The organism is Tissierella creatinophila DSM 6911 (assembly GCF_001940565.1).
GTDB classification, from domain to species: domain Bacteria; phylum Bacillota; class Clostridia; order Tissierellales; family Tissierellaceae; genus Tissierella_A; species Tissierella_A creatinophila.
In genome coordinates this window covers 99,815-114,834 of record NZ_LTDM01000064.1, presented here as the reverse complement: position 1 = coordinate 114,834, position 15,020 = coordinate 99,815, and the positions used below count along the sequence as shown (strand labels likewise).

The following is a 15,020-nucleotide window of genomic DNA, read 5'->3' as shown; positions in this document are numbered from 1 at the left end:
ATACTATTTCTTATATTTTCAAGTTTTATTGTATCCTCTTTTAAATTATCTAAGTATTCATATGTTACTAACTCCTCCTCTATTCTCTTTATACTTTCACTCATTGTATTTTTTTGAATAGAAAGTTTCCTAATATCTTTTAATGTTTCTTTTAATGCATCATCAATTAAATTAACACCGATTAATCTTCCGATAGCACTCGCCCTAGTACTTCCTTTTTCTGATAATAAAAAAGCACCTTCTAGTTGTTCTCCTAAATTTATAGCATTTGATTCACTACTGTCTAAGGAAATTTTTTTAATCTCTAATAAATCTATAATTTCTTGAGGAACTTTATTTCCGAAACCTTCAAATATTATTTCTTCAGCATCTTTATTAGAGAGAATATAAGCATTTTTTGATTTACTTCTTAATCTTGTTATCTTTATATTATTACTAAATTCCAATGTAACAGAAGCTTCAGTTTCTCCTTCTCTAATAAAATAATTTCCAGCAGGCTCATTATATAAAGCCCATTTAATTGCCCTTATAATTGCAGACTTACCCGAGTCAGAGGGACCGACGATAATATTCAGACCTTCATTAAAGTCGATAACACTATTTTGATGTGATTGGAAATTTTTTAATATTGCTCTTTTTAAATACTTCATATTATTCACCTGTCATATTTCTCATTTGTATTAAGCTTATTCTTTTTAAAGCTTCTTTTTTAACTTTTTCATCTACTTTTTCCGCATTAGAGACTCCCATTAATACATCATTTATATCTATCTTTTCAAAATTCATAGCATTATCTATTGTTTGTTTAAATTCATACATTCTTTCTCTTCTATAAATACTATTTTCAATCTCTTTTCTATCAAGTACTTCTTCACCATCTAAAGCAGTTGATAGATATTTATAAGAAATATTTAAATCTTTTTCTAAGTCTATAATGGCTACCTTTGGTTTTCTTTTAATTTCTCTAAGACTATTTGAAACTCGTACAATGCTTCCAGGGTTTAAAAAATATTTACCATCTATTTTTACTTTTTCAAATCCAGAATGATAATGTCCAGATAAGGTAATATCTGCTAAAGTTTCTTTAATATCCTCTACCAGAGTATAAGGAATACCTTTTATAAATGGCTTATCTAATAACATTCCATGAACAACATGAATTGAAAAATCACAACCTGGTTCTATATCTTTTACTATATAAGGTGATTTATCATTTGAATCATCTATATTATAAGTGTAGGGTTGTCCTGTTAATTGAACTTTGACCTTATCTTTTTTCAATATTATCTTTTCATTTGTATCTATTATGTTTAAAACTTTCAATTCACAAATTAAACCCAACATAGTCCTATTTAAAGTTTTAGGATTAAGACCAAATATATCATGGTTCCCACTTATTATATAAATCGGAACTTTTATTTCATTTAGAATTTTTGAAAATTTACTTACTAACGATATTGAAACATCAGGTCTATCAAATAAATCTCCACCATGTATTACATAATCTATATTTTCTTTATCTATAATTTCTACTATTTCATTAAATTTTTTTTCTAGAGTATTAGTGAAATCATCTTTTCTATTTTTGGGTGTAGTTCCACGTATGTGAGAATCAGTAAAAAATAATATTCTCAAATTTATACCTCCTATAATAAAACCTCCTATTAGGAGGTTTATTATGATTTATCATCTTCATCTTTTTTAGTATTTACTTCTTTATTTTCATCTTCATCTTTTTTAATAAGACTATATTTTTCCCTAACTGCCATTTCTATTTCATCACTTATTTTAGGATTTTCTCTAAGGAAATCTTTCGAATTTTCTCTTCCTTGTCCTAATCTTTCATCTCCATAACTATACCAAGACCCTGATTTTTTAACGATGTCAGCAGTAACTCCAGCATCTAATATATTGCCTTCTTTAGATATTCCAAGTCCATACATTATATCAAATTCAGCTTGTTTAAATGGTGGTGCTACTTTATTTTTAACTACTTTTATTCTAGTTCTATTTCCTAAAATTTCATCACCCTGTTTTATGCTATCTATTCTTCTAACATCTAATCTTATACTGGAATAAAATTTTAATGCTCTACCTCCAGAAGTTGTTTCTGGATTTCCAAACATTACTCCTACTTTTTCTCTTAATTGATTTATAAATATACAAGTAGTATTAGATTTACTAATAGCTCCTGCTAATTTTCTAAGAGCCTGAGACATAAGTCTAGCTTGAAGACCTATGTGTGAGTCCCCCATTTCTCCTTCTATTTCAGCTTTAGGTACTAAAGCTGCAACCGAATCTATTACAACTATATCTACCGCCCCACTACGAACTAATGCCTCTGTAATTTCTAGTGCCTGCTCACCTGTATCTGGTTGTGAAATAATCAAATTATCTATGTCTACGCCTAGTTTCTGTGAATATAGAGGATCTAATGCATGTTCTGCATCAATAAATGCTGCTATTCCACCAGTTTTTTGTGCTTCTGCTATTACGTGCAATGCAACTGTAGTTTTTCCTGATGACTCAGGACCATAAATTTCTATTATACGACCACGAGGAATTCCTCCTAGTCCTAAAGCAATATCTAAATTTAGTGAACCAGTAGGAATAATATCTAGATTCATTTTTATATTATCACCCAGACGCATAATAGAACCTTTTCCAAATTGCTTTTCAATTTGGTTTAATGCTACATCCAACGCTTTTATTTTTTCAGTATTCTCAGCCATTTTTCTCCAGTATAAACTGGAATCACCCCTTTCATTTTAGAACGTTAGTTCTAATTATATTCTATATTATAATTTAATATAAGTCAATCATTGTTTTATTAGCTTTCTTATTTCATCTAATGCTTTAACTGCAGCTCTTTCTTGAATTAAGTTTCTATTACCGTTAAAATTATATTTAAACACTTTTTCAAATTTATTAGTAATAATACCTATATAAACTAATCCTATGGGTTTTTCTTGGGTACCTCCTCCAGGACCAGCTAGACCTGTAATAGATAAAGCTATATCTACATTTGATTTTAAAAATAATCCTTTAGCCATTTCATAAGCAGTTTCTTTGCTAACTGGACCATATTTGTTTAAACTTTCTTTTTTTACTCCTAATTCTTCTATTTTTGAAGTATTACTATATGTTATAAGACCTCTATTAAATACACTCGATGCGCCAGCAATCTTTGTCAATTTACTAGATATAATTCCTCCAGTTATTGATTCAGCTACAGCTAAAGTCCATCTTTTTTTATTTAATAAATCAATTATTACTTCTTCTAAACTAATAGAATCGTATGAATAAATATAATCATTAAATTCTTCTTTTATTATCTCTATTCTATTTATTATTTCTTCTTCAAGTTTATTTTTATCCTTCCCTTTTGCAATAATTTTGATTTCAACTACGCCTTTTTTGGCAAAGGTTAAAACAGAAAAGTTCCTACTATTTAAGTTTAAATTGTTTAATTTAGATTCCAAGGATGATTCACCTATTCCAACTAAGTTGATAGAACGGGTGATTATATTTAAATCATCTTTTATTAAATTTATTACACCTTTTTCAAACATTAATTCCATCTCTACAGGAGGACCAGGAAGCATTATTATTTTTTTAGAATCTTTTTCAATATATATTCCTGGCGCTGTTCCTATTGTATTTTCTATAAATTTAGACCCTGTTGGCTTAAATGCTTGTTTTTGATTGTTATCTGTCATTACCCAGTTTCCATTTGTAAACATATCGATAATATTATTTTCCATAGTTTTATCTAATTCTATATTTAATCCTAATGCCTTAGCTATTATTTCTTTTGTCATATCATCTTTTGTAGGTCCTAAGCCTCCAGTAGTAATAATTAAATCAGCTCTGCTTATAGCAGTTTTTATTATAGATTCCAATCTTTTTTCGTTATCATCTACAGATGTATGAAAATGTACTTCTATACCCAACTCTATAAGTTTTTGAGATAAAAAGAAAGAATTGGTGTTTAAAATACTCCCCATAACAACTTCTGTACCAATAGTTATAATCTCAGCAACCATTGTATCATCTCCTATTACTTATCACTTAAATTTAAAGTATGTCTATTTTTATAGATATAATCATATCCAGATAATACTGTAAAGATTAAAGATATATATAAAAATATTTGATCCATAGGGATATTAAACTTTTCAAAGAATATATTATTAAATAAAAGTAATATAATTGCTATAAGTTGAGTGATGGTTTTAAATTTACCTAGCGAGCTTGCAGCTATATTAACACCTTCAGATGCAGCAATTATTCTAAAGCCAGTTATAGTAAACTCTCTTGCAATAATGGTTACAACTACCCATCCAGGAATAGCCCCAGATTCTACTAGTAAAATTAAAGCAGCAGATACTAATAATTTGTCTGCTAATGGATCAATAAATTTTCCTAAATTAGTAATTTGTGCATTTTTCCTTGCTAGATATCCATCTAGTGTATCAGTTAATGCAGCTATTATAAATATTATACCCGCATATATTTGGTTATTGGGTATATCTATATAAAACATAATTATAAATATTGGTACCAAAAGTACTCGACTAAATGTTATTTTGTTTGGTAAATTCATTTTTTATCCCCTATCTTAATTTAAATTTATTCAATAAATTTTATTGAATATTCATATTCTCTATATCATCTTTAACTACTAGTACTTTTCTAGGTTTGCTACCTTCATATCCTCCTATAACGCCTTGCTCCTCCATTTCATCTACTATTCTAGCAGCTCTAGCATAGCCTATTCTAAGCTTTCTTTGTAACATAGATATAGAAGCTTGACCTTCTTCTACAACTAGTTTTACGGCATCAGGTAATAAGGAGTCATTGTCTATAGTTTCTATTGTTTTAGATTTTTCCATTATTTCTAAGATTTCTTCATCAAAAGATATCTTATGGCTTTTACTTAAAAAACTTACTATATTTTCTACTTCATTATCACTTATAAAAGCTCCTTGGATTCTGAGCGGTTTAGAGAAAAAAGATGGATAAAAAAGCATATCTCCTTTTCCTAATAACTTTTCTGCACCTCCCATATCAAGTATAGTTCTAGAATCTATTTGAGATGATACAGCAAATGAAATTCTAGATGGTATATTTGCCTTAATAGTTCCTGTTATTACGTCTACTGAAGGTCTTTGTGTAGCTACAATTAAATATATACCTGCGGCTCTAGCCATTTGTGCTAATCTGCATATATATTCTTCTATTTCCTGGGCTGCTACCATCATTAAATCTGATAGTTCATCTATTATGATGACTATAGAAGGTAATTTATCTAGCTCCTTTGAATCTGATTTTTCATTATAAGAATGAATATCACGAACACTATTTTCTGCAAAAGTTTTATATCTAGTTTCCATTTCTTCTACTGCCCAATTTAATGAGAAAGAAGCTTTTTTAGGATCCGTCACTACTGGAATAAGTAAATGAGGAATTTTATTATATATACTTAATTCTACAACCTTAGGATCTATTAATAATAATTTTACATCTTCCGGAGAAGATTTATATAATATACTCATTATAATAGTGTTTATACAGACACTTTTGCCAGACCCAGTTGCTCCGGCAATAAGTAAGTGAGGCATTTTATCAATAGATGAAACTACTGCTTTTCCTGATACATCCTTTCCAAGGGCTATAGGAGTATTAGAACTTATTTCTTTATATTCCTTTGATAATAATATTTCCTTTAACATAACATTGTCTTTTATTTTATTTGGAACTTCTATTCCTACCGCAGACTTACCTGGAATAGGTGCTTCTATTCTTATATCAGATGATGCAAGGCTTAATGCTATGTTATCAGACAAGGACACTATTTTACTAAGTTTTATACCAGGAGATGGAGATAATTCATAACAAGTAATTGTAGGACCTTTATTTATCTGAGTTATCTTACCATCTATACCAAAATTTTTCATAGTATCTTCAATAATTTCTGCATTTCTAAGTATGTTTTTTTTGTCATTAAATTCTTGCTTATCAGGAGATTCTAGTAAATCAATAGGTGGTATTTCATAAATGAAACTTTTAGTTTTATTATTTCCATCTTTAATTTCTAAATCTATATAATTTAATGGAATATCTTTAGAAACTTTTTTTTGAATTTCATTTGGTTTTTTATGATTTTCATTATAGTCTAAAATTTGTATTTCTTCGTTTAAACTTATTTTATTTTCTTCTTGGATTTCTTTTTTTATATTTGTTTTTTTTAATGCTTGTAATTTTTTATTATCTTTTTTTTCTTTTTTAAAGTCACTAAACATAGTAATTGTTCTTTGATATAAATCTTTTAATTTTATATCAAAGAGTATTAATAACCCAACTGATGTAGAAAAGAATAGTATTATAAACCCGCCTATAAGTCCAAATAGTTTATAGAAAAAAAAACCTATAAAAGATCCAATAAAACCTCCACCTTTGTTAAAATTAGATAGATAAATTGCGGTTTTAATTCTATTTACAAATCCAATTATAGATATGTTTTGGCTATCTAGAGCTACTAAAAACATTAAAAATAAACCAAATATAATAATTGTTTTTTTAACTTCATTTTTATTAAATCTATCTAATATAATTATAATTCCTAAACCTATTAATATAAGAGGCATAAAATATCCCCCAAAGCCCATCATGGAAAATGTTGTTCCCCTTATTATAGAACCTATTAATCCTACTTTAAAGGTAAAAAGACTAATCATCGATATGATACCCACTGCAATAATAATAAGACCGATAATATCTTTATTAAATCTAGTCTCTTCAGTTTTCTTTCCTTTTTTTGATCTTTTTTTTGTTTTCAATATTAATATCCCCTTTTAGCTTTAAATCTATCTATAACTGCTTGTCCTAAGGGTATATAGTAATAAAATACCCTCATACACTATATTATAACATAATTAAAATTCTTTATCTATTCATATTAGATTCTATCATTTTATTTAATTTTTCTAGAGATTTATTTAATCCACCCACTTCATTTATTAGCCCATAATCTACTGCTTCACTTCCTACTAAAATAGTTCCTATATCATTAGCTAATTCATCAGTATCATACATAAGCCTTAAAAAATCTTCTTTTTTAATCTCGGAAGTTCTTGTTACGAAGTTATTTATTCTTTGTTGCATCTTTTCAAAGTATTTAAAACTTTGGGGAACACCTATAACAAGTCCTGTAGTTCTTATTGGATGTATAGTCATGCTAGCACTTGGGACTATAAAAGAATAGTCAGTAGAAGTAGCTAGTGGAACTCCTATACTATGTCCACCACCTAATACTAATGAAACTTTGGGTTTATCAATACTATTTATCATTTCTGCTAATGCAAGACCTGCTTCTACATCGCCTCCAACTGTATTTAGCACTATAAATACCCCTTCTATTTTAGGGTTTATTTGGGCACTTATAAGAAGTGGTATAATATGTTCATACTTAGTAGATTTTTTCTCCACATTAGATATAGTATGCCCCTCTATCTCCCCAATAATTGAAATAAATTGTATATTAGAAGTGTATTCTTCGTTTATTTTAGTTCCAAATTCTTTTATACTTTCTTTTGCATCTTCTTGATTTTCTTCTATTATTGCATTTTTAAATTTCATTTAAACTCCTCCTATTATTTACTATGATATAGTTTCTACTACTTACGATAATATTATGTATAATAAAATAAAAAGGTAGTAAATATAATATTATATTTACTACCTTTTTATTTTATTATAATTCTACAATTATCATATCATACCCTATTTTTCTTATAGAATCCCAAGGTATTTCTTTTTCTAAACCTTCAACTCCTAAAAATTTAAATGAAATTTTTTTTTCAGATGCTAAAAGACTTATTATTTCACCCGTTTCTTTATCAAATAATATATCGGCATCTGAAATAAGGCCTAATCTCTCTCCATTATTTAAATTTACTATTTCTTTTTGTCCTAATTCACTTAATCTCATTTAATCACCTCTTAGTCTTATATTTAAATTATATGTGATTTTTTCATAAATATGTTATATCATTTATGATAAGATTTATTATGACTATGTTATAAATTTATTAAATACCTGTATGACCAAATCCACCATCACCTCTAGTGGTTTTTTTTAAGTTTTCAACTTCTTTAAATTCTATTTTTTCATATTTTGAAAGTATAAATTGTGCGATTCTATCTCCTTTATTAATTATATAATTTTCATTACTCATATTTACTAATATAACTTTTATTTCTCCTCTATAATCACTATCAATCGTTCCTATTCCATTAGCTAAGCCTATTCCATATTTTAGTGCAAGTCCACTTCTTCCCCTTATTTGACCTTCATATCCCTTCGGTATCGAAATAAAAAGTCCTGTAGGCACAAGAACCCTTTCAAGTGGTTTAAGCTCAATAGCAGCTTCAATATTGGCTTGTAAATCCATACCAGATGATCCATCTGTTTTATATGAAGGAAGTTGGTTATTACTTTTATTTATAACTTGGATTTCCATTTATTCACCTCTAAATATTTTATTTTTAATATGTTCTTCTATTCCTGCTTTATCTTCAAGATTGCTTATATAAGCAATCTTGAAAGTTTCTCTTTTAAAAACTTTATTTATTATGCTTATCATATCTTTTTTATTAATTTTATCTATCTTTTTTAATACTTGATCTTCTGTTTCAATCTTTTTAAATAAAGAAATTGATTTAGCATTTTCAAACATTTTAGATAATGAGCTTTCATTTTCTAAAATGTAATTTATTTTTAATTGTTCTTTACATGTTTCTAGTTCTTCATGTTTTATATAATTGTTCTTTAATATGTTCAATTCTTTATCTATTAAAGACAGTGTATTTTCAATCTTATTATTATTTAATCCTATATAAATAGACATATCTCCTATATCTTTATATGTCGTTATGCTTGAATAGAGCGAGTAAGCAAGTCCTGCTTCTCTTATACTCTGATATAGCCTAGAGCTTTCATTATTTGCAAGTATATTATTTAATATTAAATATGAATATAAATCATCAGAACTACTTGATATCCCTAGAAGTCCTATACATAAGTTAAACTGTTCTATATCTTTTTTAATTCCCTTTATCTTATTTCCATGAATTATATCATCCGTATCAAATTTTATATCTTCTGACTTATTTTGAATATTAAATTTTCCAAAATACTGATTTAATTTTTTATAAGTTTCATTAATATTTAGATTACCTGCTATTGATATTATGATTTTTTTAGGGTTATAGTATTTGTTAAAATAATTGTTTAGATCTTTTTTATTAAATCTTTTTATTGAGTCTATATTCCCTAATATAGAAAGTGAAAGAGATGTATTAAAATAAATCATTTCGTTTAATAATTCATGTACTAAATCTTCCGGATCATCTAGATACATATTGATTTCTTCTTCTATTATCATTTTTTCTTTTTCTATATCTTCTTCATTAAATAAAGAGTTTAAAAACATATCACTAAATAATTCTATTACTATATCTAAATGTTCCCTTAATACTTGGGCATAAAAGCAAGTATTTTCTTTACTGGTAAATGCATTTAAATTTCCACCTATTTTATCTATAATTTGAGAAATTTCTTTTGCAGTTTTATTATCTGTACCTCTAAATAACATGTGTTCAATAAAGTGAGATATTCCATTATTGTTATCATTCTCGTTTATAGAACCATTTTCTACTATTATTCCTAAAGAAATAGAATTTATATTATCTAACTTTTCAATTACTACATTTATACCATTATCTAATTCTTTTATAAAGTACATCTCTTCCTCCAATTATTAATTATTGAAAACATCACTTATATTTCCTATTTTATAACCCATCTTCGTAAGCTCTATTATTATTTCACTTAATGCATTTTTCGTATTTTCTGTTGGGTGCATTAGTACAATAGCTGAATTGTGTGCCTTATCTATTACTCTTTTAACTATTAGGTCCTTTGTACTATCTTCTCTCCAATCAATAGTATCGATGCTCCACATTATTACTTTATAGTTTAGTGCTTTAGCAGCTTGCAATGTATAATCATTAAATGCACCTGAAGGAGGTGCAAAATAGGAAGGATTTTTATCAATTATGTCTCTAATAATTTTATTAGCTCTTTCTATTTCTTCAAAATTTCTATTATAATCTAATTTATCATAGTCTAAATGACTATATCCATGATTTCCTATTTCATGACCTTTTTTATATATTTCCTTTAATAAATCTTGGTTTTTTTCGGCCCATTTGCCAGTGGGAAAAAAAGTTATTTTAATATTATTTTCTTCAAATATTTTCAACATTTCTGGAATATATTCTTCTCCCCAATCAATGTTACAAGCAAATGATATTACTTTTTCACCATTTGTTCCTTCATAAAATATATCCTGCATAAATACATCCTTAGATCTACCATAGTTTAAAACTATAATTGGTATTATTATAACAAAGATTAATAATAATAAAATTAAATATAGTGTTTTTTTATTAAAAATTAAAAGTTTCATATCTTTCCTCCTTTTATATTCTTATTAAATATATATTCTAAAGGAAAAATAATATACAAAAATTAAAACATGAACCTAAAAAGGTCCATGTAAAGTTTATTTCTCTTCTTTTTCATCTTCAAGTAAAACCTTTCTAGAAAGGTTTATTCTGCCTTGATTATCAATTTCCATTACTTTTACTAAAAGCTCATCTCCAACCTTTAATACATCTTCTACCTTATTTATTCTCTCTTTTGCAATTTGTGAAATATGAAGTAATCCTTCTTTACCGTTTAGAATATCTAAAAATGCGCCAAAATTAGTAACTTTAGTGACTTTTCCTAAATAAAGCTCTCCAATTTCAACTTCTTTAACAATATTTTCTATTATTTTCATAGCTTCATTTCCACTTTTAGCATCTTCTGCTGCAATAGATATTTTTCCATCATCGTTTATATCTATCTTTACTCCAGTTTCATCAATTATCTTATTTATTATCTTTCCACCAGGTCCAATAACATCTCTTATCTTATCTGGATTTATTATCATAGTAAATATCTTTGGAGCATAAATTGATAATTCTTCTCTAGGACTAGAGATGGTTTCTTGCATCTTATCTAATATAAAGAGTCTTCCAACTCTTGCATTTTCTAATGCTTCTTCTAATATACTTCTATCTATACCGGAAATTTTTATATCCATTTGTATAGCAGTTATACCCTCTTTAGTTCCGGCTACTTTAAAGTCCATATCTCCAAGATGGTCTTCCATGCCTTGTATATCAGTTAAAATTGCAACTTTATCGTCAGTCTTTATAAGTCCCATGGCAATTCCAGCTACAGGTGATTTTATAGGAACTCCAGCATCTAATAAAGATAATGTACTGCCACAAACGCTGGCCTGGGATGAAGAACCATTAGAACTTAGTACTTCTGATACTAGTCTTATAGTGTATGGGAATTCGTCTATTGAAGGAATAACAGGAAGTAGTGCCCTTTCAGCTAACGCACCATGACCAATTTCTCTACGACCAGGTCCCCTCATAGGTCTTGTATCACCTACTGAATATGGTGGGAAATTATAGTGATGCATGTATCTTTTAGACTCTTCTTCTCCTAAGCCATCTATAATTTGTACATCTGAAGATGCACCTAAGGTAGTTATAGTTAAAACTTGTGTTTGACCTCTAGTGAAAAGTCCTGATCCATGAGTCCTAGGAATTAAACCTACCTCACTTGTAATCTTTCTTATTTCACCTAAGTCTCTACTATCTGGTCTTATATGTTCTTCTAATATTAATCTTCTTACTTCTTTTTTAACTAGATTATCTATTATTTGTAATATACTTTTTTTATCTTCTGGATAATCTTCCAAAAATATTTCTAGTATTTCTTCTGTAACTTTATCTATATTATCCTGTCTTTCTTGTTTTTCGATTGTATTTATTGCATCTATTAGTTTATCTCTACCATATTTTGATACCTTATCTTCTAATTCTTCTTCTGGTTTAAATAAATCATATTTTCTTTTATCTTTTCCTACTTCTTTGCTTATTTCTTTTATAAACTTACATATTCTGCTAATCTCTTCATGTGCAAATAAGATACCATCAAGCATAGTCTTTTCACTAACTTCATTAGATCCTGCTTCTACCATCATAATGGCATCTTCTGTTCCTGATACAATTAAGTGAATAACAGATTTTTCTCTTTCTTCACTGTTTGGATTTATTATAAATTTATTATCAATCAATCCTACCAGCACAGATCCAGTAGGACCACTAAATGGTATATCGGAGATAGAAAGAGCAATAGAAGAACCTATCATCGCTATGATTTCTGGAGAATCATTTTGATCTACAGATAATACAGTTGTAATTACTTGTACATCATTTCTATATCCTTCTGGAAATAAGGGTCTAAGTGGTCTATCTATAAGCCTTGAAGTTAGTATCGACTTTTCGCTAGGTCTACCTTCTCTTTTAATGAAACCTCCAGGAATTTTACCTACAGAATAAAGTTTTTCTTCATAATCTACACTTAATGGAAAAAAGTCTATTCCTTCTCTAGGTTGTTTTGAAGAAGTAGCTGTTGCAAGTATAACAGTATCTCCGTATTGTACTAGACATGATCCGCCTGCTTGCTCTGCAACTTTTCCTATAGTTACTTTTAAGTCTTTTTCTGCTAATTTATAATGATATATTTTCTCCATAAAATACCTCCTTTTTCTTTTGTATTCTATATTTATTATTATCTATTATCTTTAAATAATACTAAAATTAAAGAGCGGGACTATCCCGCTCTTTTATTAACCTCTTATGTGTAATCTTTCAATTAAAGAACGATATCTTTCAATATCATTATTTTGAAGATATCTTAAAAGATTTCTTCTTTGTCCTACCATTTTTAACAATCCTCTTCTAGAATGATGATCTTTTTTGTGTGCTTTAAGATGTTCATTTAAACCATTAATTCTATAAGTTAGTATAGCAACCTGTACTTCTGGTGAACCAGTATCACCTTCGTGTAATTTGTATTCATTAATTATTTGTTCTTTTACTTCTTTTGTCAACATTAAAATACACCTCCATTTTTATTTATACACCTAAAGCAAGGTAAAGCGATGAGGAACCGCTAAACTTAGCATTAGGAAATTTATTATACATGTTTATAATAACATATGTTTTATTAAATGTAAATATTAATATTTAATAGTCTCTACATCTTTTTGCATTTGTATTTTTAATTCTTCTAGATTACAAAACATCATTTCTTTTCTAATATATTTTATGAATTCTATTTGTATTTTTTTATTATATATATCACTACTAAAATCTAAAATATAAGTTTCTATTTTCATAGAATTTCCTCCTACGGTGGGATTAGTTCCTATGCTAGTAAGAGATACATATGATTTTCCATCTATAATAGTCTTAGTCTCATATACTCCTATTTTAGGAATTTGGTAGTTGCTAGAGAGTTCTAAATTAGCAGTAGGAAATCCTAAAGTTCTACCTATTTTATTTCCATGTACTACTTGTCCTTTAATTTTGTAATTTCTACCTAGCATCTCATTTGCAAGTCTAATATTTCCTTCTTTTATATGCATTCTAATTTCAGTGCTACTTAAAACTCTTTTTTCATCATAGACAGGATCTATAATAGTAACTTTAAATTTATATTTATCCCCTAATTCTTTTAAAGTATTTATATCTCCTGAAGCTTTATATCCAAATCTATAATCAAAACCCACAAATACAGATTTTACATTCAACTTATCTATAAGGATTTTCTTAACAAAGCATTCTGGGCTTAATTTTCTAAACTCTTCATTAAATTCTGTTTCGTAAATAATTTTTACCATCATTTGCTCTAGTATCTCGTGTTTATCTTCTGTGGAAGTTATGAAATCTGGACTTTTACCAAATAACACTTCTTTAGGATGTTTATTAAATAATAATACTGAGGGGATTATATTTAGTTCTTTAGAATCTTTTATCATAGACAAGATAAGTTTTCTATGTCCTAGGTGAATTCCATCAAAATTTCCTAAAGCGACGCTAGTCATAAATCTATTTTCTATATAGTTTTCTATTTTTATGATTTCCATCTTAACCACCTTACACAAACACTTTATTCATTTTCAATAATTGTAAATGATTCTTTTCTATAATTTCCCCAATTCCAATAAATTGATTTTTTGAATAAACTCTTAAAACATCACCTAAGGAATACTCTTTATTATATATTTGTATATTCACTCCATTTATAAGCTTTTTATACAATTCATCTTCTATTTTTATTGATTTAAATTTCATCAAAGCAAAATCTATTGGTAAAATCAATTTTTCTATTTCAATTGGACTTAAACCTTCTAAGTCTTCTATTTTATAAGAATCTTCTATATTAAAAGGTCCTACACCAACTCTTAAAAGGTTGGACATATAACCAAAAGTACCTAAATCTTCTCCTATATCATTACACAAGGTTCTTATATATGTTCCCCTTGAACATTTAGTATAAAAAGTTATTTCTTTATTCTCATATATTTCTTCTATATTTAGTTCATATATATTTATATCTCTTGCATCTCTTTCAATTGTCTTTCCTTCTCTAGCTAATTCATATAATTTTTTACCCTTATGCTTTAATGCTGAATACATTGGAGGTGTTTGAGAAATATTACCCTTGAACTTATTAAATGAACGCCTTATGTCTTCATCACTTACTACCTTAGAAGAAGACTCTAGTGTTTTACCATCTCCATCTTGAGTATCAGTAGACTTGCCTAGAGTTAATATTCCCCTATACTCCTTATCTTCAGTTAAAAGGTATTCAGATACTCTAGTAGCTTTTCCAATACAAATAGGAAGAACTCCTTCTGCATTTGGATCTAGAGTACCTGTGTGTCCAATTCTTTTGATATTTAGTAGTTTTCTAAAAAAACTAACCGCTCCATGAGATGTTATTCCTTTGGGTTTATAAAAAATTATTATCCCATCCATAA

General features: G+C 27.7%; 15 protein-coding genes. All 15 read right to left on the bottom strand.

Annotated features, from left to right (window positions below):
- On the bottom strand, positions 1-650 hold a 650-nt coding region (locus TICRE_RS11810), incomplete at its 3' end, for an AAA family ATPase (protein WP_158016541.1).
- A 1-nt stretch (position 651) separates the two neighbouring features.
- Positions 652-1,635: a metallophosphoesterase family protein gene (locus TICRE_RS11805; RefSeq protein WP_075728327.1), complete on the bottom strand. Its 984-nt coding sequence runs from the start codon at positions 1,633-1,635 to the stop codon at positions 652-654.
- Between the two features lie 41 nt (positions 1,636-1,676).
- Complete coding sequence (gene recA, locus TICRE_RS11800; RefSeq protein WP_075728325.1) at positions 1,677-2,732, bottom strand: recombinase RecA; 1,056 nt, start codon at positions 2,730-2,732, stop codon at positions 1,677-1,679.
- Positions 2,733-2,819: 87 nt separating this feature from the next.
- Complete coding sequence (locus tag TICRE_RS11795; RefSeq protein ID WP_075728322.1) at positions 2,820-4,046, bottom strand: competence/damage-inducible protein A; 1,227 nt, start codon at positions 4,044-4,046, stop codon at positions 2,820-2,822.
- Between the two features lie 14 nt (positions 4,047-4,060).
- The gene (gene pgsA, locus TICRE_RS11790) at positions 4,061-4,606 is read right to left on the bottom strand and encodes a CDP-diacylglycerol--glycerol-3-phosphate 3-phosphatidyltransferase (RefSeq protein ID WP_075728320.1); all 546 of its coding nucleotides are present in this window, start codon (positions 4,604-4,606) and stop codon (positions 4,061-4,063) included.
- Positions 4,607-4,646: 40 nt separating this feature from the next.
- A complete protein-coding gene (locus TICRE_RS11785; RefSeq protein WP_075728318.1) occupies positions 4,647-6,842 on the bottom strand; it encodes a DNA translocase FtsK in 2,196 nt (731 codons plus the stop codon).
- Positions 6,843-6,948: 106 nt separating this feature from the next.
- Positions 6,949-7,641, bottom strand: a complete 693-nt coding sequence (locus TICRE_RS11780) for a ClpP family protease (RefSeq protein ID WP_075728316.1) — start codon at positions 7,639-7,641, stop codon at positions 6,949-6,951.
- Between the two features lie 115 nt (positions 7,642-7,756).
- Positions 7,757-7,993: a YlmC/YmxH family sporulation protein gene (locus tag TICRE_RS11775; RefSeq protein WP_075728314.1), complete on the bottom strand. Its 237-nt coding sequence runs from the start codon at positions 7,991-7,993 to the stop codon at positions 7,757-7,759.
- Positions 7,994-8,093: 100 nt separating this feature from the next.
- Positions 8,094-8,525, bottom strand: a complete 432-nt coding sequence (dut, locus tag TICRE_RS11770) for a dUTP diphosphatase (protein WP_075728311.1) — start codon at positions 8,523-8,525, stop codon at positions 8,094-8,096.
- Positions 8,526-9,809: a M16 family metallopeptidase gene (locus tag TICRE_RS11765; protein ID WP_075728308.1), complete on the bottom strand. Its 1,284-nt coding sequence runs from the start codon at positions 9,807-9,809 to the stop codon at positions 8,526-8,528.
- A 15-nt stretch (positions 9,810-9,824) separates the two neighbouring features.
- On the bottom strand, positions 9,825-10,535 hold the full coding sequence (locus tag TICRE_RS11760) for a polysaccharide deacetylase family protein (protein WP_075728306.1): 711 nt from the start codon (positions 10,533-10,535) through the stop codon (positions 9,825-9,827).
- Positions 10,536-10,631: 96 nt separating this feature from the next.
- On the bottom strand, positions 10,632-12,725 hold the full coding sequence (locus TICRE_RS11755; RefSeq protein WP_075728304.1) for a polyribonucleotide nucleotidyltransferase: 2,094 nt from the start codon (positions 12,723-12,725) through the stop codon (positions 10,632-10,634).
- A gap of 96 nt (positions 12,726-12,821) precedes the next feature.
- A complete protein-coding gene (gene rpsO / locus TICRE_RS11750) occupies positions 12,822-13,088 on the bottom strand; it encodes a 30S ribosomal protein S15 (protein WP_075728302.1) in 267 nt (88 codons plus the stop codon).
- Between the two features lie 126 nt (positions 13,089-13,214).
- Positions 13,215-14,123, bottom strand: coding sequence for a bifunctional riboflavin kinase/FAD synthetase (locus TICRE_RS11745; protein WP_075728300.1), 909 nt, complete (start codon positions 14,121-14,123; stop codon positions 13,215-13,217).
- 10 nt (positions 14,124-14,133) lie between these two features.
- The gene (gene truB / locus TICRE_RS11740; protein ID WP_075728298.1) at positions 14,134-15,018 is read right to left on the bottom strand and encodes a tRNA pseudouridine(55) synthase TruB; all 885 of its coding nucleotides are present in this window, start codon (positions 15,016-15,018) and stop codon (positions 14,134-14,136) included.
- Positions 15,019-15,020 lie beyond the last annotated feature (2 nt).

Coding starts and splice junctions, on each gene's coding strand:
- recA (WP_075728325.1), bottom strand. CDS start 2,732: ATGGCTGAGAATACTGAAAAAATAAAAGCGTTGGATGTAGCATTAAAC.
- TICRE_RS11795 (WP_075728322.1), bottom strand. CDS start 4,046: ATGGTTGCTGAGATTATAACTATTGGTACAGAAGTTGTTATGGGGAGT.
- pgsA (WP_075728320.1), bottom strand. CDS start 4,606: ATGAATTTACCAAACAAAATAACATTTAGTCGAGTACTTTTGGTACCA.
- TICRE_RS11780 (WP_075728316.1), bottom strand. CDS start 7,641: ATGAAATTTAAAAATGCAATAATAGAAGAAAATCAAGAAGATGCAAAA.
- TICRE_RS11775 (WP_075728314.1), bottom strand. CDS start 7,993: ATGAGATTAAGTGAATTAGGACAAAAAGAAATAGTAAATTTAAATAAT.
- dut (WP_075728311.1), bottom strand. CDS start 8,525: ATGGAAATCCAAGTTATAAATAAAAGTAATAACCAACTTCCTTCATAT.
- TICRE_RS11765 (WP_075728308.1), bottom strand. CDS start 9,809: ATGTACTTTATAAAAGAATTAGATAATGGTATAAATGTAGTAATTGAA.
- TICRE_RS11760 (WP_075728306.1), bottom strand. CDS start 10,535: ATGAAACTTTTAATTTTTAATAAAAAAACACTATATTTAATTTTATTA.
- TICRE_RS11755 (WP_075728304.1), bottom strand. CDS start 12,725: ATGGAGAAAATATATCATTATAAATTAGCAGAAAAAGACTTAAAAGTA.
- rpsO (WP_075728302.1), bottom strand. CDS start 13,088: ATGTTGACAAAAGAAGTAAAAGAACAAATAATTAATGAATACAAATTA.
- TICRE_RS11745 (WP_075728300.1), bottom strand. CDS start 14,123: ATGGAAATCATAAAAATAGAAAACTATATAGAAAATAGATTTATGACT.
- truB (WP_075728298.1), bottom strand. CDS start 15,018: ATGGATGGGATAATAATTTTTTATAAACCCAAAGGAATAACATCTCAT.